At 59.9% G+C, this 19,362-nt stretch carries 19 protein-coding genes and 1 tRNA gene; 5 read left to right on the top strand and 15 right to left on the bottom strand.

Annotated elements, in window-relative coordinates:
* Positions 1 to 42: 42 nt before the first annotated feature.
* The 3 genes from FHX15_RS19025 to FHX15_RS19015 are packed head-to-tail and all read right to left on the bottom strand — an operon-like array spanning position 43 to position 3,250.
* Complete coding sequence (locus FHX15_RS19025) at positions 43 to 1,245, bottom strand: ABC transporter permease (RefSeq protein ID WP_184399829.1); 1,203 nt, start codon at positions 1,243 to 1,245, stop codon at positions 43 to 45.
* The gene (locus tag FHX15_RS19020; RefSeq protein WP_184399928.1) at positions 1,235 to 1,948 is read right to left on the bottom strand and encodes an ABC transporter ATP-binding protein; all 714 of its coding nucleotides are present in this window, start codon (positions 1,946 to 1,948) and stop codon (positions 1,235 to 1,237) included. Before FHX15_RS19020 ends, FHX15_RS19025 begins: the two co-directional genes overlap by 11 nt.
* A gap of 12 nt (positions 1,949 to 1,960) precedes the next feature.
* Entirely contained in the window at positions 1,961 to 3,250 is a 1,290-nt protein-coding gene (locus tag FHX15_RS19015) for an efflux RND transporter periplasmic adaptor subunit (protein ID WP_184399826.1), read from the bottom strand.
* Between the two features lie 663 nt (positions 3,251 to 3,913).
* Here FHX15_RS19015 and FHX15_RS19010 point away from each other — a divergent pair.
* Positions 3,914 to 3,989: transfer RNA gene (locus FHX15_RS19010), tRNA-Lys, on the top strand.
* A gap of 183 nt (positions 3,990 to 4,172) precedes the next feature.
* Entirely contained in the window at positions 4,173 to 4,448 is a 276-nt protein-coding gene (locus tag FHX15_RS19005) for a hypothetical protein (protein WP_184399824.1), read from the top strand.
* A gap of 83 nt (positions 4,449 to 4,531) precedes the next feature.
* Here FHX15_RS19005 and FHX15_RS31045 read toward each other — a convergent pair whose 3' ends face one another.
* Positions 4,532 to 4,711, bottom strand: coding sequence for a hypothetical protein (locus FHX15_RS31045; protein ID WP_246698108.1), 180 nt, complete (start codon positions 4,709 to 4,711; stop codon positions 4,532 to 4,534).
* Positions 4,712 to 5,136: 425 nt separating this feature from the next.
* On the opposite strand from FHX15_RS31045, the gene FHX15_RS19000 reads away from it, so the two are divergent.
* Positions 5,137 to 5,886: a cytochrome c biogenesis CcdA family protein gene (locus FHX15_RS19000; protein WP_184399822.1), complete on the top strand. Its 750-nt coding sequence runs from the start codon at positions 5,137 to 5,139 to the stop codon at positions 5,884 to 5,886.
* Positions 5,887 to 6,031: 145 nt separating this feature from the next.
* On the opposite strand, the gene FHX15_RS18995 is transcribed toward FHX15_RS19000, so the two are convergent.
* From FHX15_RS18995 to FHX15_RS18970, 6 genes are read right to left on the bottom strand one after another with little or no spacing between them, the layout of a single operon-like run.
* The gene (locus FHX15_RS18995) at positions 6,032 to 7,243 is read right to left on the bottom strand and encodes a UbiH/UbiF family hydroxylase (protein WP_184399820.1); all 1,212 of its coding nucleotides are present in this window, start codon (positions 7,241 to 7,243) and stop codon (positions 6,032 to 6,034) included.
* Between the two features lie 40 nt (positions 7,244 to 7,283).
* On the bottom strand, positions 7,284 to 7,796 hold the full coding sequence (locus FHX15_RS18990) for a DUF934 domain-containing protein (protein ID WP_184399927.1): 513 nt from the start codon (positions 7,794 to 7,796) through the stop codon (positions 7,284 to 7,286).
* Between the two features lie 10 nt (positions 7,797 to 7,806).
* Positions 7,807 to 9,477, bottom strand: coding sequence for a nitrite/sulfite reductase (locus FHX15_RS18985; protein WP_184399818.1), 1,671 nt, complete (start codon positions 9,475 to 9,477; stop codon positions 7,807 to 7,809).
* Positions 9,478 to 9,485: 8 nt separating this feature from the next.
* Entirely contained in the window at positions 9,486 to 9,800 is a 315-nt protein-coding gene (locus tag FHX15_RS18980) for a DUF2849 domain-containing protein (protein WP_184399816.1), read from the bottom strand.
* Between the two features lies 1 nt (position 9,801).
* Positions 9,802 to 11,238, bottom strand: a complete 1,437-nt coding sequence (gene cysG, locus FHX15_RS18975; protein WP_184399814.1) for a siroheme synthase CysG — start codon at positions 11,236 to 11,238, stop codon at positions 9,802 to 9,804.
* Complete coding sequence (locus FHX15_RS18970) at positions 11,222 to 11,488, bottom strand: hypothetical protein (protein WP_184399811.1); 267 nt, start codon at positions 11,486 to 11,488, stop codon at positions 11,222 to 11,224. The genes cysG and FHX15_RS18970 overlap by 17 nt, the downstream gene beginning before the upstream one ends.
* A gap of 48 nt (positions 11,489 to 11,536) precedes the next feature.
* Between FHX15_RS18970 and FHX15_RS18965 the strand changes: the two genes are divergently transcribed.
* The gene (locus FHX15_RS18965) at positions 11,537 to 12,124 is read left to right on the top strand and encodes a nucleoside deaminase (protein WP_184399810.1); all 588 of its coding nucleotides are present in this window, start codon (positions 11,537 to 11,539) and stop codon (positions 12,122 to 12,124) included.
* Between the two features lie 6 nt (positions 12,125 to 12,130).
* Positions 12,131 to 12,976 carry a nucleoside triphosphate pyrophosphohydrolase gene (mazG, locus tag FHX15_RS18960; protein WP_184399807.1) on the top strand — a complete coding sequence of 282 codons (846 nt, stop codon included), beginning with the start codon at positions 12,131 to 12,133 and terminating at the stop codon, positions 12,974 to 12,976.
* A 16-nt stretch (positions 12,977 to 12,992) separates the two neighbouring features.
* Here the strand turns inward: mazG and hflX are convergent, their stop codons facing one another.
* The 5 genes from hflX to FHX15_RS18935 all read right to left on the bottom strand — a co-directional run bounded on the left by hflX (position 12,993) and on the right by FHX15_RS18935 (position 19,296).
* Positions 12,993 to 14,318 carry a GTPase HflX gene (gene hflX / locus FHX15_RS18955; protein ID WP_184399805.1) on the bottom strand — a complete coding sequence of 442 codons (1,326 nt, stop codon included), beginning with the start codon at positions 14,316 to 14,318 and terminating at the stop codon, positions 12,993 to 12,995.
* A gap of 78 nt (positions 14,319 to 14,396) precedes the next feature.
* Positions 14,397 to 14,639 (bottom strand): RNA chaperone Hfq, encoded by a 243-nt coding sequence (gene hfq, locus FHX15_RS18950; protein ID WP_003539403.1) that lies wholly within the window; start codon positions 14,637 to 14,639, stop codon positions 14,397 to 14,399.
* 110 nt (positions 14,640 to 14,749) lie between these two features.
* Positions 14,750 to 15,613: a D-amino-acid transaminase gene (locus FHX15_RS18945; protein ID WP_184399803.1), complete on the bottom strand. Its 864-nt coding sequence runs from the start codon at positions 15,611 to 15,613 to the stop codon at positions 14,750 to 14,752.
* Between the two features lie 61 nt (positions 15,614 to 15,674).
* Positions 15,675 to 17,039: a sigma-54 dependent transcriptional regulator gene (locus tag FHX15_RS18940; RefSeq protein WP_184399801.1), complete on the bottom strand. Its 1,365-nt coding sequence runs from the start codon at positions 17,037 to 17,039 to the stop codon at positions 15,675 to 15,677.
* Positions 17,029 to 19,296, bottom strand: coding sequence for a PAS domain-containing sensor histidine kinase (locus FHX15_RS18935; protein WP_184399799.1), 2,268 nt, complete (start codon positions 19,294 to 19,296; stop codon positions 17,029 to 17,031). Before FHX15_RS18935 ends, FHX15_RS18940 begins: the two co-directional genes overlap by 11 nt.
* Between the last annotated feature and the right edge of the window lie 66 nt (positions 19,297 to 19,362).

Here is a 19,362-nt window from a genome sequence, read left to right as displayed (position 1 = left end):
GGCCCGTGAGAAGCAGGAGAGCACGATCAGGTCGGCCAAACGCTATTCGTGGCGCAGCGCCTCGATAGGATTAAGCTGCGCTGCACGTCTGGCAGGGAAGAAGCCGAAGATCATGCCGATCGCCGCCGAAAAGACGAAGGCGATGAAGATGATGAGCGGGCTGACCACGAAGGGGACATTGAGGAAGCTGACTGTACCGTATGCGAGCGTCAGGCCGAGCAGAATGCCGGCGATACCGCCGAAGAGCGAGAGGGCGACAGCCTCGACGAGGAACTGCGTCAGCACCTGATTTTCGAGAGCGCCGATGGCTAGGCGAATACCGATCTCTCGCGTACGCTCCGTAACCGACACGAGCATGATGTTCATGATGCCAATACCGCCAACGAGCAGGCTGACAGCGGCGACCGCCCCAAGCAGGCCCGTCAGCAGCGTCGTCGTGCCAGTCATGGCTTCAGCGATCTGCGTCATGTCGTTGACGTTGAAATCATCCTGGCGGCCAGGGATGATCTTGCGGCGTTCACGCAGCAGGTTCTCGACATCGGCCTGCACTTTCGAGGTCGAGACGCCGTCACGAGCCGAAATAAGGATCGTCGGCACGTTGGAACTGCCGCTGATGCGGCGCTGGAAAACCTTGACTGGCATGACGACGACGTCGTCCTGATCGTTGCCCATACCGGACTGACCGCGCTTTGCCAGGACGCCGATGACCGGGCAGGAAACCTTGCCGACCCGGATCTGCTGACCGGTCGGATCGGCGGCGCCGAAAAGCTGTTCGCGCACGGTCTCGCCGATGATGCAGCGCGACTGGCCTCGTTCCTCGGCCGGCGTGAAATTGCGGCCGAACGCCAGGTCCCAGTCCTGCGCGATGAAATAGTCATTGGTCGTGCCGTATACCGTGGTGGAATGGTTCTGGCCGCCAAAAATGACGGTTGCCGTCGACTGATTGGACGGCGCAACTGCCCGAAGGCCGGAAACCTGATCGCGGATCGCCTCGACATCCTTCAGCGTAAAGCGCCGCGCCTCGGAACTGGCCCGGCCGGGACCGAACTGGCCCGGGCGCACGAAGAGCATGTTTGTGCCGAGTCGCGAAAGCTCGGTAGAAACCTGCGCTGTTGTGCCGTTGCCGATGGTCACAAGCGCGATAACCGCGGCTACGCCGATGACGACGCCGAGTACAGTGAGAAAGGACCGCAGCAGGTTGCGGCGGATGGCGCGCAGCGCGAGCTTCAGCGTTTCAAAGAACATGTGCCCTCCGCTGATGCTCCGCTTCGGTTTCCAGCTTGCCATCGACAAAGCGCAGCAGGCGCCCCGCATAGGCGGCGATATCAGGCTCATGCGTGACCATGACGATAGTGATGCCTTGTTCGCGGTTCAGCCGGGTCATCAGATCCATGATCTCGATGCTGGTCTTGGTATCGAGATTGCCAGTCGGCTCGTCGGCGAGCAGCAGTGCAGGTTCGGTCACGATGGCGCGGGCGATCGCCACGCGCTGCTGCTGACCGCCGGAGAGTTCCTGCGTCTTGTGATGCTCCCGGCCCGACAGGCCGACGAGGCCGAGTGCCTCCTTGGCGCGCTTTCGCCGCGCGCCGACCGCCATGCCGCGATAGATCAGCGGCAGTTCGACATTTTCGACTGCCGATGTGCGCGACAACAGGTTGAAACCCTGAAAGACGAAACCCAGCATATGACGGCGAAGAAGCGTCAGCTGGCTGCGATCAAAGCCGCTTGTGGAAATGCCCTGAAAGACATAGTCACCGGAGGTTGGTACATCGAGGCAGCCGAGAATATTCATCGCCGTAGACTTGCCGGAGCCGGACGGCCCCATGATCGCGACGAATTCATGCGTGCGGATCGAAAGGTCTACATGATCAAGCGCACGGATGGCCGCAGCGCCCTCGCCGTAGACTTTCGAGACCTGCCTGAATTCAAGAAGTGGCGGGCGTTCCATCATTGGCTCCCGTCAGTTCGTCCGCGCTGCGGCATCGGTGATAACAGCATCCTTTTCGGTAAGCTCACCCGAGATGACCTGTGTGAACTGGCCGTCGGAGGATCCAACCTGGATCACGACCGGTGCCGGATGGTCGTTACGAAGCACCCAAACGCGGCGCTGCGTACCGGTCAGCTTCGGATCGCCGCCACCACTGCGCGATGGACGCGGCGGGCGGAAAAGGCTTAAGACACCGCGGCCACTACGCGCTTCCGTCTGCGGCGGAGCATAACGTAAGGCCGCGTTTGGGACCATAAGCGTATCCTTGATGGCCTCGACGGTAATATCTGATGTCGCCGTCATGCCGGGGCGCAGCAGCAGGTCGGCGTTGTCCACCGATAGGACAGCCTTGTAGGTGACGACATTGTTTACCACCTCCGAAGCAAAGCGGATCTGCTCGATGACAGCAGGGAAAGTGCGATCCGGATAGGCATCGACCGTAAAGGTCGCCTTCTGACCGACGGCGATGTGGCCGACATCGGCTTCATCGATATCCACCTGCAGCTCCATCTTCTTCAGATCGCCGGCAATGGTGAACAGCACGGGCGCCGAGAGCGAGGCGGCAACGGTTGCACCTGGATCGACGGAGCGGGTCAGGATCACGCCATCGATCGGCGAGACGATCTTTGCCTTGCCGAGATTGACCTCGGCAAGCTGCAGGTTGGCCTCGGAGGCCAGCACGTCGGCCTCGTTGATATCCTTGGCGGCGACTGCCGAGTCATATTTGTAGGTCGCGTCGTCAAGACTCTGCTGGGTGGAGACGTTGCTTTTGACAAGGCTCTTCAAGCGATCAAGCGATGTCGCCGCCGATTGCAGATCGGCATTCGCCTTGACCACATTGGCTTTTGCCGAATTGAGCTTGGCGCGAGAGCTCTTTACGTCCGCTTCCAGCTTATTCGTATCGAGCACGGCCAGAACATCGCCTGCCTTGACAGTGCTGTTATAGTCGACATTGACGTCGCGCATCGTGCCCGACAGTTCGCTCGATATATCCACCTGTTGGGTCGGCTGGACCGAACCCGTGGCGGTGACGAGCACCGTCAGGTCGCCGCGCTTGACCGGCTGCGTCGCGTAGGTGAACTCAGCGCGGCTTCGGCCCATGTAGAAATAGGAAGCAGCCGCGGCGGCAAGGATCAAAAGCACCAGGACGATCAGCCGGCCACGCCAGCGACGCCCTCCGCTCCGCCGGCCGGCAGCAAGCACGGCAGCCAGATCGGCGTTTGCGCCTGTTACGGTCTCTTTGCCAGCTTCCAAACTGTCCATCTAATCCTCGATATATGCTTGCCTCGTGTCAGGCTTGGTTCACGCCGAAATAATCATAATGAAGATGAACCCAACATTACCGATGCCCTTATGATGGTACGGAAATGCGGCTGAAAAACATGAAATATCCGTAAGGAAACAGCCGGATGGCGCAGTTGGCGCAAGTTGTTCGACAGGAAACTGACAAGGATCGAAAGCAATATCCAGAGTTGAGTCTGACGCAGCGGTTTCGGCATCGCTCTCCATCTATTTAGAGCGATCCGCGACTCTGGAAAGCCGCGGCACCGGTCAGCTTTAATCCCGCGGCATCAAAGGTTGGTGCCCGCCGCGGCATCGGCCTTGGCGCAATTCGAGTAATTCTGCTTTCTGCGGCGCGCCCATCGGATCGCCAGCTTTCGACTGCGGGAAGTTACCTATTCTTCGATGAAGTGCCTGATCTTTGCGCGTTGACTGGCATCGCTGTCATCACACTTACCGAATTAATGAGTTCCAGATCTGTTGCGCTCAATCGGGAATGTTGGGGTAATGCCGGTTTAAAAAAATGGTCGTGCGCAAGAAATGTGTCCGATATATTGAATGAGAAGATTTTTCGGTTGACCACAGTAGGTCGCCTGCCTATGTTCCGCGCACTTCCAGCCGGGGTGCTTCGCACCCGCGGAGAGGGAGAGCGTAGCTCAGCCGGTAGAGCAACTGACTTTTAATCAGTAGGTCATGGGTTCGAATCCCATCGCTCTCACCAAAAACTCCTTTTATTTTCACTGCGGTAGAGATGACGATTTGCGAATCGACGTAAGGTTGGGTGCGCGAAGGCTCAGGCAATCGGCCTGATCGCGCTCGTCCGACGACCAACGTCCGAGAATGCGACACGTTCATATCGCGGGTACTTATGAGAATGATGCACCTTTCGGTGCCGGAGATTGAAATGGCGAAGAAGACCCAGGAACCGAAACTCGAACACTCTGATTTCTCCGGCGAGTTCGAAGACGGCGGAATAACCGTGCTCGTCGATATATTTCGGCCGGCGGGCACCAATGGAGACTGGACCCTCGAGGTCATCTCCCAAACCGAAATCGTGACGATCTGGGAAGATAAATTTGCCACGGATCTGGACGCCTGGGAAGAATTCCTGGCTACAGCAGAGCGAGATGGCGTGCGAAGTTTCCTCGATGAAGATGAGGGCGAGCCGCAACTGCACTGACGGGATGTTGCCGGACGGATGAGCAAGAGTGCTCTAAGCGGCTCGCAACGATCCTGCCGGCTCGATGTCTCGTCCGGTTGTCGTCAATAGCTGCAGGAACGGCCGTCTCTCGGCCGGAAACCATCCTGGCATGCTCTGTTCAACGAATCTCCTGGCACGTAGCCTGACGCCGAGCCGTATGAATTCGGGGGAGTTGCGCATGCCGTCAACACCGAAATGCCAATCAGCGCTCCGACCGCCACAAATGCCCGAAATCTGCTCATAAATGCTTCTCCTCGTAGATTCTCTGGCGGCAATCTATCACGCAGTCACCGCAACTGAATGCGGTTTTATATCGGAAATCTTACAGCTATTTCCGCAATCCCGAGGGCGCAACTCCTGTTCACACCACTAGCAGTGATGGGTCGACCGCCAGCGGGAGATCCGGCATCGGCCTCTCGCATACCCAGCCGGACCTCCCGGCATTTGCAGTGGGGTGTCCGCAAATGCCCGGCGATACGAGCGAGAGCGCGTGAGTCGATCCATTCACAGTGTCTGTGATGGTTTATAGCCAGTTAGTATCCACATGCTCTGTCCCGCTTCGGAACGCACGGGTTCGCTCGCCAACTCCGATCAGCGCAAAAAGGTGATTGGCAATCCCCCTTTTGCGGCGGTAGGAACATCGCTCGATTGCTGCCGGAGAGAATGCGTGTCGATTGCCGATATTTCCCTTTGGAGCGCGCTGATTGCCGGAGCGCTTTCCTTCCTGTCGCCTTGCGTGCTTCCACTCGTTCCGCCTTATCTCTGTTATATGGCGGGCATTTCGGTCGAGCAGTTCCGCGGCGGTGGCACGGTTGCTGCGGCACCGGATGTACGGCGCGGCGTGCTTTTCTCTGCACTTTTCTTCACGCTCGGCTTTGCGACTGTCTTCGTGGCGCTCGGTGCCGGTGCTTCCACGATCGGCATGGTGCTGCGTCAGCACCTTGATCTGCTGTCCAAGATCGGCGGCCTGATCATCATCGTCATGGGGCTGAATTTCCTCGGGCTTTTCCGCGTCGGCTTTCTGGCGCGGGAAGCCCGCTTCCAGAGTAGCGGCAAGCCGGCAACGCTGACCGGCGCTTACGTTATGGGACTGGCTTTCGCATTCGGCTGGACGCCCTGCATCGGGCCGGTGCTTGGGGCAATCCTCGGCGTTGCTGCGTCACGCGAAACGGTCGGCTCCGGCGCTGGGCTGCTCGCCATCTATTCGCTCGGCCTTGCCGTACCCTTCTGGATCGCTGCCGGTTTTTCGGGGGCCTTCATGCGCTTCCTGTCGCGCTTCCGCCGGCATCTCGGCACGGTGGAGAAGGTTATGGGCATCTTCCTCGTGCTGACCGGCCTCGCCTTTCTGCTCGGATGGGTGAGCAATGTTGCAATCTGGTTCCAGCAGACCTTTCCAATCCTGATGCAAATCGGGTGACCGGGAGCCTCTCCTGCCTCAACCAACCGGGAGATCTGTCAGCCAGTATCATTCATCATCACCCGGCTATTGGTAGCTGGCAGGAATGGGTCTCAGCGATAGTGCTGATCACCGCGACTATCGTCGCTCTGTCCGATTGCAAAAATCAGGCTTTCTTCCGCTTTAGCCGTTCCTTGATCGCGTCCGGAATATCGCGAAAGCCGCGGCCCGGCTCGATGCCTTCGCGCATGACGATGTTGCGCAGTGGCGGAATGGCAGACAGCACATGCAGGCCTGCAGCGCGCAGCACCTGCACCGGCAGGAAGTCGGAGAGCAGCGAACGGTTCAAGAGATCGACGCTTGCCGTGCGCGTCATGATGTCGGCGCGGCGTTTTCGATCGAAGCTGCTACCGGCATCGGCGGGAATGGGCAACTCGGCGTGCACGCATAGAAGATCGGTCAGGGCCATGATATCGCGCAGGCTGAGGTTGAGACCTTGCGCGCCAATCGGCGGAAAAACATGGGCGGCTTCACCGATCAGCGCGAAGCGCCCCTTGCCGAAACGATGCGCCATCATGCCCGACAGCGGCCAGATCTGCACGCCCTCCTCAACCTCGACCTTGCCGAGAATGGACTGCATGCGCTCTTCCACGACATTGCTGAGTTCGGCGAGTGAAAGCTCGGCGCGTGCCGTCGCATCCGACGGATTCTGCACCCAGACGAGGCTGGAACGGTTGCCCGGCAGCGGAACCTGCGTGAACGGGCCGTGCTCCGTGTGGAATTCGGTGGAGATATTCTGGTGCGGCAGCGTATGGGTGAAATTCAGCACCATGGCCGATTGCGGATAAGACCAGGTGCGCACATCGATGCCGGCCGTCTCCCGCAGCTTCGACTTGCGGCCGTCAGCGCCAATGGCGAAATCGGCGGCAACCTCTCCGCCGCCTGTGAGCGTAACAGTTACAGAGTCCTTGGAGATCCCGATCGTTTCAGCCATGTCGGTGAAACGGGTGATATTGCCCTCGGCGGCCACGGCAGCTTCGAGCACGTCCATCAATGCCTTGTTCGGGAAATTATAGCCGAAGGCATCGAGTCCCACTTCGGCGGAGCGGAAGGTCGTGGTCGGCGCACGCAACAGGCGGTTTGTGCCGTCGACTATGCGCATGCTGGTGAGCGGCGCGGCAGCAGGACGGAGCTTTTCCCAAAGCGTGAGCCGGTCCAGGAAGCGAATCGACTGGTCCATCAGCGCCGTAGTGCGGCGATCATCCTTGAGAGATGGAGGGGCGACGTGCGCCACGGTGCGGCCGCCGCGTGCCAGGGCGACCGCGGCGATCATACCGGCGAGACCGCCGCCGATCACCGCCACTTCGAATTTGCTCATGCTATCGTTCCGTCATCAAAAGACGGCAGAACCGGCAGCCTCAGGCGGCCGGCTTTGCCTGACGGCGCCAACTATAGCCTTTGCCGGCTTCGGCGTCACGCGCCGCAGGCTGATAATGATGCGGAATGGACGGCAGGCGCTTTTCCGACAGCCGGCGGATCGCCGTCTCGTTGGTGACAGCAAAACTGTCGATGCCGACGCGTAGCATCAGCGGCACTTGGTCGATCAACACATCACCGACCGCACGCAGTTCATTCGCGTAACCAAGACGCTGACGTAGCAGTGAAGCATGGCTGAAGGCACGCCCGTCGTTGAAGGCCGGGAAAGCCACCGCGACGATTTCGAGGCGGTAGAGATAGGGCTCAAGTTTCAAGACATCGTCGGCCGGCTTGATCAGCACACCGAAGCTGACATCGTTGCTCTCGTCGGCCTTGGCGATCAGTTCGTCGAGCGTCAAAAGCGGCTTCTGATCGCCCGTCGCCTTTACCTCGTCGGTCTCGACCACCCAGGGATCGTTCTCGACAAAACCGGCTTCTCTCCAGATCTTCATCATCATCCCCTCCTTATGCCGCTTCCGCCGCCGAGCCATAGAGCGCATCCTTGAAAGGCTGCGGGCCCACGCGGCGATAGGCGGCGAGGAAGGTTTCCGATGGGTCCTGACGCAGGCCGAGATAGGTATCGACGATCGTCTCGATCGCATCCGTTACCTTGTCGGGCTCGAAACCGCGACCGATGATTTCGCCGATAGAGGTGTGCTCGTCACCGGAGCCGCCAAGCGTGATCTGGTAGAGTTCGGCACCCTTCTTCTCCACACCCAGCAGGCCGATATGGCCGACATGGTGGTGGCCACAGGCATTGATGCAGCCGGAAATCTTGATCTTCAGCTCGCCGATCTCCGCCTGACGGGCGGGATCGCCGAAGCGACGGGAGATCTCCTGCGCGACCGGGATGGAGCGCGCATTGGCGAGCGCGCAATAGTCCAACCCCGGACAGGCAATGATATCGGTGATCAGGCCGGCATTGGCTTCGGCGAGATCGATGGCAACAAGGCCGCGATAGACGGCTTCGAGATCGGCGAGCGCCACATGGGGCAGGATCAGGTTCTGCTCATGGCTGACCCGGATTTCGTCGAAGGCATATTCTTCGGCGATATCGGCAATCGCATCCATCTGGGAATCGGATGCATCGCCCGGAATACCGCCGATCGGCTTCAGCGAGATCGTCACCATCCCGTAATCGGGGTTCTTGTGCGGCTGGACGTTCTGCTGGACCCAACGCGCGAAAGCCGGATCGGCCTTCTTCCAGCGAGCCAGATTTTCCCAGCCCTCGGAACGCTCCGGCAGGGCCGGCGGCGCGAAGTAGGCTGCAATGGCCTGAACGTCCCGTTCCGGCAGTTTCAGCTCGGAATCCTTCAGCTGTGCGAACTCGACCTCGACCTGGCGGGCGAGCTCTTCGGCACCGGTCTCATGCACGAGAATCTTGATGCGCGCCTTGTACTTGTTGTCGCGGCGGCCGTGAAGATTGTATACGCGCACGATGGCGGTGGTGTAGGAGAGCAGGTCCTCTTCCGGCAGGAAGTCGCGGATCAGCTTGGCAATCATCGGTGTGCGGCCCTGACCGCCGCCGACATAGACGGCGAAACCGATCTGGCCCTTGTCATTCCTCTTCAAATGCAGGCCGATATCGTGGACCTGGATGGCGGCGCGGTCACGCTCGGCACCGGTCACGGCAATCTTGAACTTGCGCGGCAAGAAGGAGAATTCCGGGTGGACGGACGACCATTGGCGCAGGATTTCGGCGTAAGGGCGCGGATCAGCGATCTCATCGGCGGCAGCGCCGGCGAAGTGATCGGCCGTCACGTTTCTGATGCAATTGCCCGAGGTCTGGAGCGCGTGCATTTCAACGGTCGCGAGGTCGGCAAGCGCATTGGGGATTTCCGATAGTTTCGGCCAGTTGAATTGCAGGTTCTGACGGGTGGTGAAGTGGCCATAGCCGCGGTCATAGGTGCGGGCGATATGGGCGAGCATGCGCAGCTGACGCGAGCTCAGCGTACCATAGGGAATGGCAATGCGCAGCATGTAGGCATGGAGCTGCAGGTAGACACCGTTCATCAGGCGCAACGGCTTGAACGCGTCCTCGGCCAGTTCGCCCGAAAGGCGGCGCTGGACCTGGTCGCGAAACTGCTCGACGCGCTCGGCGACAAAGGCGTGGTCAAATTCGTCGTAACGGTACATCGTCTTCCTCAGACTGCAATGAATTCTGGATCAGCCGGCTTGTAGCCGGGCGCATATTCCATGGTCGGGCCTTGGGCGCGGATGCGCTCGCGCAGACGCAGCGGCCAGAGCTGACCGTTGACTTCCTGGACGTCGACGACTGCGACGTCAACGACCTTGTTGTCCGCGTAGGATTTCTTGCCGATCTCCTCGATGGCCGCAACGGCTTCGGCATGGCGAGCGACGAGCGCTTCCTGCAACGAAAGTACCCACTCGCCATTAGCATTCAGCCAGACTGCAACGCCGTCCGTCAGGCGGTTGGCGGTCAGAACCTTGTCTACCATGTCAGCTCCTTACAAATTCATCGAACCGGACACGCTCACGCACCAGCGGTTCGGACAGTTCGAAGTTGGCGCCTGCGACCGCATCGCCGATAACGACCATCACCGGCCCCGTCAATTCGTCACGATGCTGCAGGTCGGGAAGATCGCTCAGGGTGCCGTGCAACAGGCGGCGGTCGGCGCGGCTGGCATTCTCGACGACAGCGACCGTGGTTTCGGCGGGAATGCCGGCCTGCATCAGCCGCTCGGCGACAGAGGCCGCGACCGTGCGGCCCATGTAGACGGCGATTGTCGCACCGGAAACGGCAAGGCTCGCCCAATCAGGCAGAACGTCACCGGTCAGATCATGACCGGTCGTAAAGACCAGCGAAGAGGCAACACCGCGCAGCGTCAGCGGCAGTTCGAAATCGGCAGCGGCGGCAAAGGCCGAGGTGATGCCCGGGACGATCTCATAGGAGATACCGGCAGCACGCAAAGCGGCCATTTCCTCCCCTGCCCGGCCATAGACCAAGGGATCTCCGCTTTTCAGGCGCACGACGCGCTTGCCCCGGCGGCCAAGCTCGACCAGAAGGTCGTTGATCTCTTCCTGAGATTTTGAATGGCACCCCTTGCGCTTGCCGACCGAAAGACGCTCGGCATCGCGGCGGCCCATATCAACGATCGCCTGCGGCACGAGCGCGTCATAGACGATAACATCAGCTTCCATCATGACGCGCTGAGCACGCAGCGTCAGCAGATCCTCGGCACCCGGACCGGCGCCAACCAGCCAGACATAGCCTTCGACGCGATCAAGCGAGCGCAACAGGCCATTGGCGGCGCTGCGGGCCTGCGGGAGATTGCCGCTGGCAACGGCATTTGCCACAGGGCCGGAAAAGAAACGACGCCAGAAGATGCGGCGGGAAACGCCGCGTGGGACAAGATGCTCGACTGCCTTGCGATAGCTCGTCGCAAGCGTTGCGAGGCGCCCGAGAGAGGGCGACAGAAGCTGGTCGATCTGAGCCCGGATCATCTGGGCGAGCACGGGACCGGCGCCTTCCGTACCAATCGCGACGGCAACGGGCGCACGATTTACGAGAGCCGGCGTGTAGAAATCGCAGTATTCGGGCTGGTCGACGGCATTGGCCGGGATTTTCGCCGCGCGGGCCGCTCCGACGATTCGGCGATCCTGCTCGGCGTCGCCAGTCGCAGCGAATACCAGAACAGTACCTTCAAGCTGCTCGGGCGCGAAGGAGTCGCGGACAGTTTCGATACGATTGGCAATCAGGAAGGCGTGATAATCGGCCTCGGGGCGATCGGCATGCGCGATGATGCGCGCCTGCGTGTTCATGAGCAGGCGAACCTTGGCGAAAGCTTCATCGCCATTGCCGAAAACGGCAGCAACCCGACCTTCCACGCGAAAGAAGGCGGGAAATACCGAAAGCTGTTCAGTCCTGGAAGGCATTCTCGATCCACTTCGAAGATGGCCGAATATGCATTTTCCAAGCAAGCGTATGAAGAAACAGAATTCCAAAGGCCGGCCAGCGGCGTATTCTTTTACCCGGTTGACCAATGATTTGAGAAAACTCACCCGTGCGGCGCAAAAACCACATATCGTGAGCCACCACCAGGTTTTTTCGCGGCAGACCGCCTGCCGAATGACCGGCGACACCAAGAAAGCTTGTGGCAAAGTCGCCTGCGAAACAGTTGCGCATTCCGCTTCACTCCGATGGGCGCTAGGATGGGACGAACAGGAGAATTTCATGCCGGAAAAGACAATCGCCGCCCGCCTGCTGCAGGTCATGGAAGAGAATATCCTGCCGATGACGGAACTTGGTGTCGCCACCGGCAACAAGGTGTTTGGCGCCGCGATCCTGCGCAAATCCGATCTGTCGGTCATCGTCGCCGAAACCAATAACGAGCTGGAAAATCCGCTCTGGCACGGCGAAGTGCATACGCTGAAACGCTTCTACGAACTCAACGACAAGCCGGCGACCAAGGACCTGATCTTTCTTTCGACGCACGAACCCTGCACGATGTGCATGTCCGCAATCACCTGGGCCGGCTTTGATAATTTCTATTATTTCTTCAGCCACGAGGATTCGCGTGACAGCTTCGCGATCCCGCATGACCTGAAAATCCTGAAGGAGGTCTTCGGGCTCGAGCCCGGCGGCTATCGGCGCCAGAATGCATTCTGGAAGAGTTTCGCAATCGCCGATCTAGTCGAAACCGAGGATGAGCAGTTGAGAGCCGCGCTCAAGGCGCAGACGGCACGGATCAAATCGCGCTATGCCGGCCTCTCCAATACCTATCAGGCCGCCAAAAGCTCCAACGACATTCCGCTGAACTGAGAGACCATGGAACCTTCGAAAGACATTTCACGCCTGATCGAGATCATGGCGGCTCTCCGCAATCCGAAAACCGGCTGCCCGTGGGACATCGAGCAGGATTTCGAAAGCATCAAGCCCTACACGATCGAGGAAGCCTATGAGGTTGCCGATGCTATCGAGCGCAACGACATGGACGACCTCTGCGACGAACTCGGCGATCTGCTGCTGCAGGTGGTCTTTCATGCGCGCATGGCCGAAGAAGCAGGCGAATTTTCCTTCGGTGATGTTGTGGAAGCCATCACCCGCAAGATGATCCGCCGGCATCCGCATGTTTTTGCTCGTTCGGACGCGGACACGCCCGATGCTGTGAAGAAACAGTGGGACGAGATCAAACAGGCTGAAAAGCGCGAGCGTTCGGAGCGCCGGGCGCGCCGCGGCATGTCAGAAGCTTTCAAAGCCGGCTTCCTTGGCTCGGTGCAGCGCAGTTTTCCTGCCCTGACAGAGGCGCTCAAACTTCAGGAGCGCGCCGCCAAGGTCGGTTTCGACTGGTCGGCACCCGAACCGATCCTCGACAAGATCCAGGAAGAGGTCGACGAACTGCGCGTCGCACTGCGCGAGGGCGATAAATCAAAGGTCACCGATGAGCTCGGCGACCTGATTTTTGCGGTCGTCAATATCGGCCGACACGTGAAGGCCGATCCGGAACAGGCGCTGCGGGGAACGAACACCAAATTCAGGCGCCGATTCAACCACATTGAGACGGTTCTTGATGCAGAAGGTGAGACGCTGGAGGCAGCCAGCTTAGAGCGGATGGAGGAAATCTGGCAGGCAGCCAAGGCGATAGAACGGGCAGTCGCGACCGGGGCGGACTAAACTCCGTCAAACGGACCTATCGCTCCCAGTCTTCCTTGGCAGGCTTCGGACCATTGCCAATGCGGCGTTCCAGTTCGGCAGCCTCGGTTTCCGACAGACGCAGGTCGAGCGTCACCGAACCGTCCTCATTGTCCTCACGGCTATCGACGACGGCATGATCGTAGAGCCACGGCAGCAGCGCCAGCTTGTCGACGGGCAGCGTAATCGTCGTTTCCGTCATGACGCCAGACAGACGACGGCTGATCTCGTCCATCAGCCTGTCCACGCCCTCGCCACTGATCGCAGAAACGGCAATCACATTCTGCGTGCCGGAAGCCTTCTGCACGATAGCATCATGGCTTTCAGGCTCCAGCCGGTCGATTTTGTTCCATACTTCGAGGATTCGTCGCTGGCCTTCGGCCTCGTCGATGCCGAGGTCGTTCAGGATGCGCAGCACGTCAGCGCTCTGGGCCTGGTTGTCCAGGTCGGACATGTCGCGCACATGCAGGATGAGGTCAGCTTCAAGTACTTCTTCCAGCGTCGCGCGGAAGGCGGCGACCAGATGAGTCGGCAGGTCGGAGATGAAGCCGACAGTGTCGGACAGGATGACGGTGCGGCCATGCGGCAGCTTCATGCGGCGCAGCGTCGGATCGAGCGTCGCAAAGAGCATGTCCTCTGCGAGAACCCCTGCGCCCGTGATGCGATTGAACAGCGTCGACTTGCCGGCGTTCGTATAACCAACGAGCGCCACGATCGGATGCGGTACCTTCTTGCGCTTGGCTCGGTGAAGCTGGCGGGTGCGCACCACCTGCTCCAGCTCGCGTTCAAGCTTGATGATACGGTCCTGCAACAGGCGCCGGTCGGCTTCGATCTGGGTTTCACCCGGACCACCCATGAAGCCGCCGCCGCCGCGCTGGCGTTCAAGGTGGGTCCAGCTTCGAACCAGGCGGCCCTTCTGATAGTTCAGATGCGCGAGATCGACCTGCAGCGTGCCTTCCTTGGTGGAGGCGCGGCGGCCGAAGATTTCCAGGATCAGGCCTGTCCGGTCGATGACCTTGGCGTTCCATTCCTTTTCAAGGTTACGCTGCTGCACCGGCGTTAGCGGATGATCGACGATCACAAGACCGGAATCACGCTCGTCGAGCAGGTGCTTGATTTCCTCGATCTTGCCCGTGCCCAGCAGTGTCGCCGGCCGCGGATCATTGACCGGCACGATGGAAGCGTTCACGACATCGAGATCGATCGCCTCAGCAAGACCCGTCGCTTCGTCGAGACGGCTTTCCGGCGTGCGGGTCGATGCCGATTCGGTTTGCCCGCCGCGCGAGCGCGATTTCAGCACCGGCACGACAACGGTCGCGCGCATATCATCCCTGTGCTTGGCGGCTTCAGGGATGATGGAATCGTTCTTTGTATCGCGTGTCGAAATGACGGCCGGCCTTGTTTAGGACGCTGCTTCTTCGCTCTCGAACATCTGCATTGGCTGACCAGGCATGATTGTCGAGATAGCGTGCTTATACACGAGCTGCGAATGTCCGTCACGCCGGAGAAGAACACAGAAATTGTCGAATGACGTGACAACGCCCGTGAGTTTTACGCCGTTAATCAGAAAGATTGTCAGGGAAATCTTTTGTTTGCGTACAGTATTGAGAAATAAGTCCTGCAGATTCTGAGAACGTTCCGCCATCGCGCCGCTTCTTTCTTTATTGCCGGCCTGATCAAGCCGGTAGAATATCAATCAACCTCTCCAGCAAGGCAGGTGGCACCCTCATTCCTCCTGCCCAGCAAATCTTGGTATCAAATCGTAATCTTTTCCGCAACGTCGAAAAAGGCTTCGCGAATATTCTGCGAAAGGCTTCCGGGATGACCGTTCGCAATCGCCTGTCCATCAATGGAAACGACCGGAAAACAAATGCTTGTGGCGGCGGTGATGAAGACCTCGCGGGCTGCCATCATCTCCGAAAGAGAGAACTTCCGCTCGACGATATCGAGACCCAATTTGGCTGCGACATCGATGAGGGTCGTGCGCGTGACGCCGCGCAGGATGCCATGTTCGGCAGGCCGCGTTACCAAGGTACCGTCGGCATCGACGATCCAGACATTGGTTGCAGCCCCCTCCTTCACCATGCCATCGGCATCGATATAAATCGCTTCCTGGGCGCCGGCTTCCTTTGCCTGCTGGCGCGCAAGCGCGTTCGACAGCAGGCCGACCGTCTTGATGTCGACGCGGTCCCAACGGTTGTCTGGAACGGTGATCGCCTTGATGCCGGTAGCGTTCTTCCTGGCAATGATTGACGGATCGGTGCTCTTGGCCGTCACAACGATCGAGGGTGCCGTGCCGTCGGCCGGGAAGACATGGTCGCGCCGGGCGACGCCGCGCGTCACCTGCAGATAGAAGAGCCCGTTGCGCACATGATTGCGGCGCAGCGTCTCGCGAATCACTTGCGTCAGGGCCGCCCGGCTCATCGGCCAGGCGATGCGCAATTCGCTAAGCGAACGGTCGAGACGGTTCAGATGCCGGGTCAAGTCGACGATCATGCCGTGACGCACCTCGCAGACTTCGTAGACGCCATCGGCAAACTGATAGCCACGATCCTCCACATGCACCATGGCGTTAGAATGCGGCACGTAACGTCCATTCACATAGGCAATTCTTGGCATTCAAAACCTGCTTCAGGCAAAAGGGAGGAACCAGGGTGACACGAGCCCTGTCAGAGAAAGATCAGACGCCGAGCGATTTCAGTTTGCGGTGCAGCGCCGAGCGCTCCATGCCGACGAATTCGGCCGTGCGGGAGATGTTGCCGCCGAAGCGATTGATCTGGGCGATCAGGTAATCCTTCTCGAACATTTCCCGGGCTTCGCGCAGCGGCAGCGTCATGATGTGATAGTCGTTCTTGGCCGAGACCTTCGGCAGCATGTCGCCAAGATCGGTCGGCAGCATGTCCGCCGTGATCGGCGCGTCCGGACCGTCGGTGCGGGCAAGGATCATCAGACGTTCGATATTGTTGCGAAGCTGGCGGATATTGCCCGGCCAGTCATGTGCCTGCAGCACGGCCATGGCATCATCGCCAATGCGGCGCGGTCTGATGCCTGCCTGTTCGGAAATCTGCCGCATAAGCTGATCGACGAGGAAAGGGATATCCTCGCGGCGCTCGGCAAGCTGCGGCACGCGCACCGGCACGACAGCAAGGCGATGATAGAGATCTTCACGGAACCAGCCCTCGGCGATGCGGCTTTCCAGATTGTAGGCGGTCGAGGAGATGATGCGCACATCGACCTTCACCCGTTTGGAACCGCCCACACGCTCGAACTGCTGATCGACCAGCACGCGCAGGATCTTGTTCTGCGTCTCACGCGGCATTTCGCCGACTTCGTCGAGATAGAGGATACCGCGATGAGCTTCTTCAAGCGCGCCGATCTTGCGCGCCTGCCCCGGTCCGCCCTCGGTGCCGAAGAGCGCGACTTCCATTCGGTCGGGCGTGATGTTGGCGGCATTTAGCGCCACGAAGGGGCCGTTGGCACGAGCCGACTTTTTATGGATCATGCGCGCCACCAACTCCTTGCCGGAGCCGGATGCGCCAAAGATCATGATACGACTGTTGGTAGGAGAAACCTTTTCGATCGTCTGGCGCAGCTGCGAAACGGCAACAGACGTGCCGATCAGCTCCAGCGCGTCACCAGTCCGGCGCTTCAGCTCGATATTTTCACGCTTCAGCTTGGAATTCTCCAGCGCCCGCTCGGCAATCAGAATCAGCCGGTCGGCCTTGAACGGCTTTTCGATAAAGTCGAAAGCGCCGCGCTTGATGGCGGAGACGGCCGTCTCGATATTGCCGTGACCGGAAATCATCACAACAGGAAGATCGGGATGGCGCGTCTTGATCTCGTCCAAGAGCGAGAGACCGTCGAGCTTGCTGCCCTGCATCCAGATATCTAGGAAGACGAGACGAGGCACGCGGTCGGAAATTGCCGCAAGGGCGCTGTCGCTGTCATGCGCCATGCGGGTTTCGTGCCCTTCATCCGACAGGATACCGGCAACGATCTCGCGAATGTCATGCTCATCATCGACGACGAGAATATCAGAGGCCATAAACGCTTTCCTTATCACTGGCTGACGGGGTCGTGGCCACGTCGCGGCGCGGCAGATGCACGCGGATCATGGCTCCTCTTCCCTGGTCAAAATCTGCGGGCGCATCGTGCAGTTCGAGCTGCCCGCCATGTTCCTCGATAATCTTCTTGACGATGGCGAGGCCGAGGCCGGTGCCCTTTTCGCGCATCGTCATATAGGGCTCCAGAATGCTGTGGCGGTTCTCGATAGGAAGGCCCTTGCCATTGTCGATGATATCGACTGTGAAGCGGTCACGCGCTTCGTCGAGAGAGGCGCGGACGAGAATCTTGCGCGCTTCGCGCTCCTCGCTCGGCACGGCTTCGATCGCCTCGACGGCATTCTTGATGAGATTGCCGAATGCCTGGCCCAGCATGCGACTGTCAAAGGCGCCTTCCAGCCGCTCCTCACCAAGCTCCTGCTGGAAGGCGATGTGATTGTTGCCCATCTCGCGCAGGAAGATCGCATCGTGAAGGATGGCACGCAGATCGCTCTGCTCCTTGGTCGGCTTCGGCATGCGGGCAAAAGCCGAAAACTCATCGACCATCCGACCGATATCGCCCACCTGCCGGATGATCGTATCCGTACACTGGTCGAAGACGGCGCGGTCATTCTCGTCGATCTGTTTGCCGTAGCGTCGACGGATGCGTTCGGCCGACAGCTGGATCGGCGTCAGCGGGTTCTTGATCTCGTGAGCGATACGGCGGGCCACGTCGCCCCAGGCGGTCGAGCGCTGGGCGATGACGAGATCGGTGATGTCATCGAGGGTGATGACGTAGGATTCGCTGAGATCGCGCACTTCCTCGCGGGTCACCTGGACGCTGAGCGTGCGCACCGTGCCGCCGCGGACCAGTGCGATCTGCTTGCGGAAATCGCCACGGTAACGGGAGGCGGCTTCCGTCAGCACCTGATCCACTTCGGGGGCAATTTCAGACAGCTGCTTGCCAAGCATCTGATCTGCTTGCAGCGCCATCAGAGTCTCGGCAGAACTGTTGACGATAGTGATGCGCCGATCCTGCTCGACGCCGATCACGGCAGCGGTAACACCCGACAGAACGGCCTCGATAAAGCGGCGGCGGTCGTCCACCTCATCCTTCGCCTCGAGGATCTCGTCGCGCTGTGTGCGGATTTCCGAGATCATCTTGTTGAAGGTGCGCGACAGGCTGGCAACGTCGCCATCGACGGCGTGGACAGGCACGACGATATCCATATTGCCGGATGCAACACTGTCGGCTGCGGTAATCAGCAAGCGGATCGGCCGGACGATACGGTCGGCCACTGCAATCGCGGTCCAGATCGCCGCCAGCAGCACGATCAGCGCAAAGCCGATATAGAGGACCGCAAAGGCGATCTGCAGCGAGACGCGGCCCGCCTCCATTGAGCGGTATTCGGTGGCGTTCTCCTCCATCATGCGCATGGCGTTCATGACCTTAGGATCGACCGCGCGCACGGTATAGAGGAAGGTTCCAGGTATCGCTTCGAGCCGGATGATGGCGCCGACGAGGTTGGTCACGCCGGGCGGGATCAGCGTCGGCTGGCCGGCAGCGGCCTTTTCCAGCGCATCCTGCGGAATAGCAGGCAGCGGTTTTTCCGTGGCGATGTCGGCCTGGATATTGACCGAGCCGTCGCGCTCGACAAGGAAGGCGCCGAGCAGGCCGCGGCCCCTCGCCTGCCGCGTCATCAAATCGGCGAAGCCGGTCTTGTCGAGGCTGTAGAGCGCGCGGTTGCGCTCAAGATCATTTGCCATCGAGACCGTCTGGCCCTGCAGATAGCTGGCGTTTTCCAGCATATAGGCCTGGCCAATATTCCGGGACGAGCTGACGATTGCCTGGGTCCTCAGGGCAAACCAGCGATCGAGACCGGCATTCAGCGTGATACTGGCAAAGATCGCCACCAGGATCGCCGGCGTGATCGCAACTATGGAGAAGAGCACGACGATGCGGATATGCAGACGCGCGGCGGCCCGGCCGCGCGTGCGGGCCTTGTAAAGCCGCGCGACTTCGCGACCGATCAGCGCGATCAGGCCGAGGACAAAAAAGGAATTGATGACGACTGAGCCGATCACGACGTGCGAGGTCGGGGCAATCGGCGTGACACCGAGCAGCACGAATAGCGTAACAGTGGCACAGACGAGCGCTCCGCCAGCAAGCACCAGACCGGGTACGGCAAACAGGGCACGACGGTCGGTTACCGTTGTCACCGCCTCGTTCGCCGTTTCCGGCGATACCCCTTCTTCGTCCATTCAACCTCTCTTCGCACGGCATTGCCGCCAAGCCCGACGAGAAATCGAACAGCATCGGTTTGCGAA

Origin of the sequence: Rhizobium sp. BK650 (assembly GCF_014195325.1) — a bacterium.
GTDB lineage: Bacteria > Pseudomonadota > Alphaproteobacteria > Rhizobiales > Rhizobiaceae > Rhizobium.
The sequence above is the reverse complement of the archived record's forward strand: the minus strand, read 5'-3'. Positions and strand labels throughout refer to the sequence as shown.

Coding starts and splice junctions, on each gene's coding strand:
- FHX15_RS19025 (WP_184399829.1), bottom strand. CDS start 1,245: ATGTTCTTTGAAACGCTGAAGCTCGCGCTGCGCGCCATCCGCCGCAAC.
- FHX15_RS19020 (WP_184399928.1), bottom strand. CDS start 1,948: ATGGAACGCCCGCCACTTCTTGAATTCAGGCAGGTCTCGAAAGTCTAC.
- FHX15_RS19015 (WP_184399826.1), bottom strand. CDS start 3,250: ATGGACAGTTTGGAAGCTGGCAAAGAGACCGTAACAGGCGCAAACGCC.
- FHX15_RS19005 (WP_184399824.1), top strand. CDS start 4,173: ATGGCGAAGAAGACCCAGGAACCGAAACTCGAACACTCTGATTTCTCC.
- FHX15_RS31045 (WP_246698108.1), bottom strand. CDS start 4,711: ATGAGCAGATTTCGGGCATTTGTGGCGGTCGGAGCGCTGATTGGCATT.
- FHX15_RS18995 (WP_184399820.1), bottom strand. CDS start 7,243: ATGAGCAAATTCGAAGTGGCGGTGATCGGCGGCGGTCTCGCCGGTATG.
- FHX15_RS18990 (WP_184399927.1), bottom strand. CDS start 7,796: ATGATGAAGATCTGGAGAGAAGCCGGTTTTGTCGAGAACGATCCCTGG.
- FHX15_RS18985 (WP_184399818.1), bottom strand. CDS start 9,477: ATGTACCGTTACGACGAATTTGACCACGCCTTTGTCGCCGAGCGCGTC.
- FHX15_RS18980 (WP_184399816.1), bottom strand. CDS start 9,800: ATGGTAGACAAGGTTCTGACCGCCAACCGCCTGACGGACGGCGTTGCA.
- cysG (WP_184399814.1), bottom strand. CDS start 11,238: ATGCCTTCCAGGACTGAACAGCTTTCGGTATTTCCCGCCTTCTTTCGC.
- FHX15_RS18970 (WP_184399811.1), bottom strand. CDS start 11,488: ATGCGCAACTGTTTCGCAGGCGACTTTGCCACAAGCTTTCTTGGTGTC.
- FHX15_RS18965 (WP_184399810.1), top strand. CDS start 11,537: ATGCCGGAAAAGACAATCGCCGCCCGCCTGCTGCAGGTCATGGAAGAG.
- mazG (WP_184399807.1), top strand. CDS start 12,131: ATGGAACCTTCGAAAGACATTTCACGCCTGATCGAGATCATGGCGGCT.
- hflX (WP_184399805.1), bottom strand. CDS start 14,318: ATGCGCGCGACCGTTGTCGTGCCGGTGCTGAAATCGCGCTCGCGCGGC.
- hfq (WP_003539403.1), bottom strand. CDS start 14,639: ATGGCGGAACGTTCTCAGAATCTGCAGGACTTATTTCTCAATACTGTA.
- FHX15_RS18945 (WP_184399803.1), bottom strand. CDS start 15,613: ATGCCAAGAATTGCCTATGTGAATGGACGTTACGTGCCGCATTCTAAC.
- FHX15_RS18940 (WP_184399801.1), bottom strand. CDS start 17,039: ATGGCCTCTGATATTCTCGTCGTCGATGATGAGCATGACATTCGCGAG.
- FHX15_RS18935 (WP_184399799.1), bottom strand. CDS start 19,296: ATGGACGAAGAAGGGGTATCGCCGGAAACGGCGAACGAGGCGGTGACA.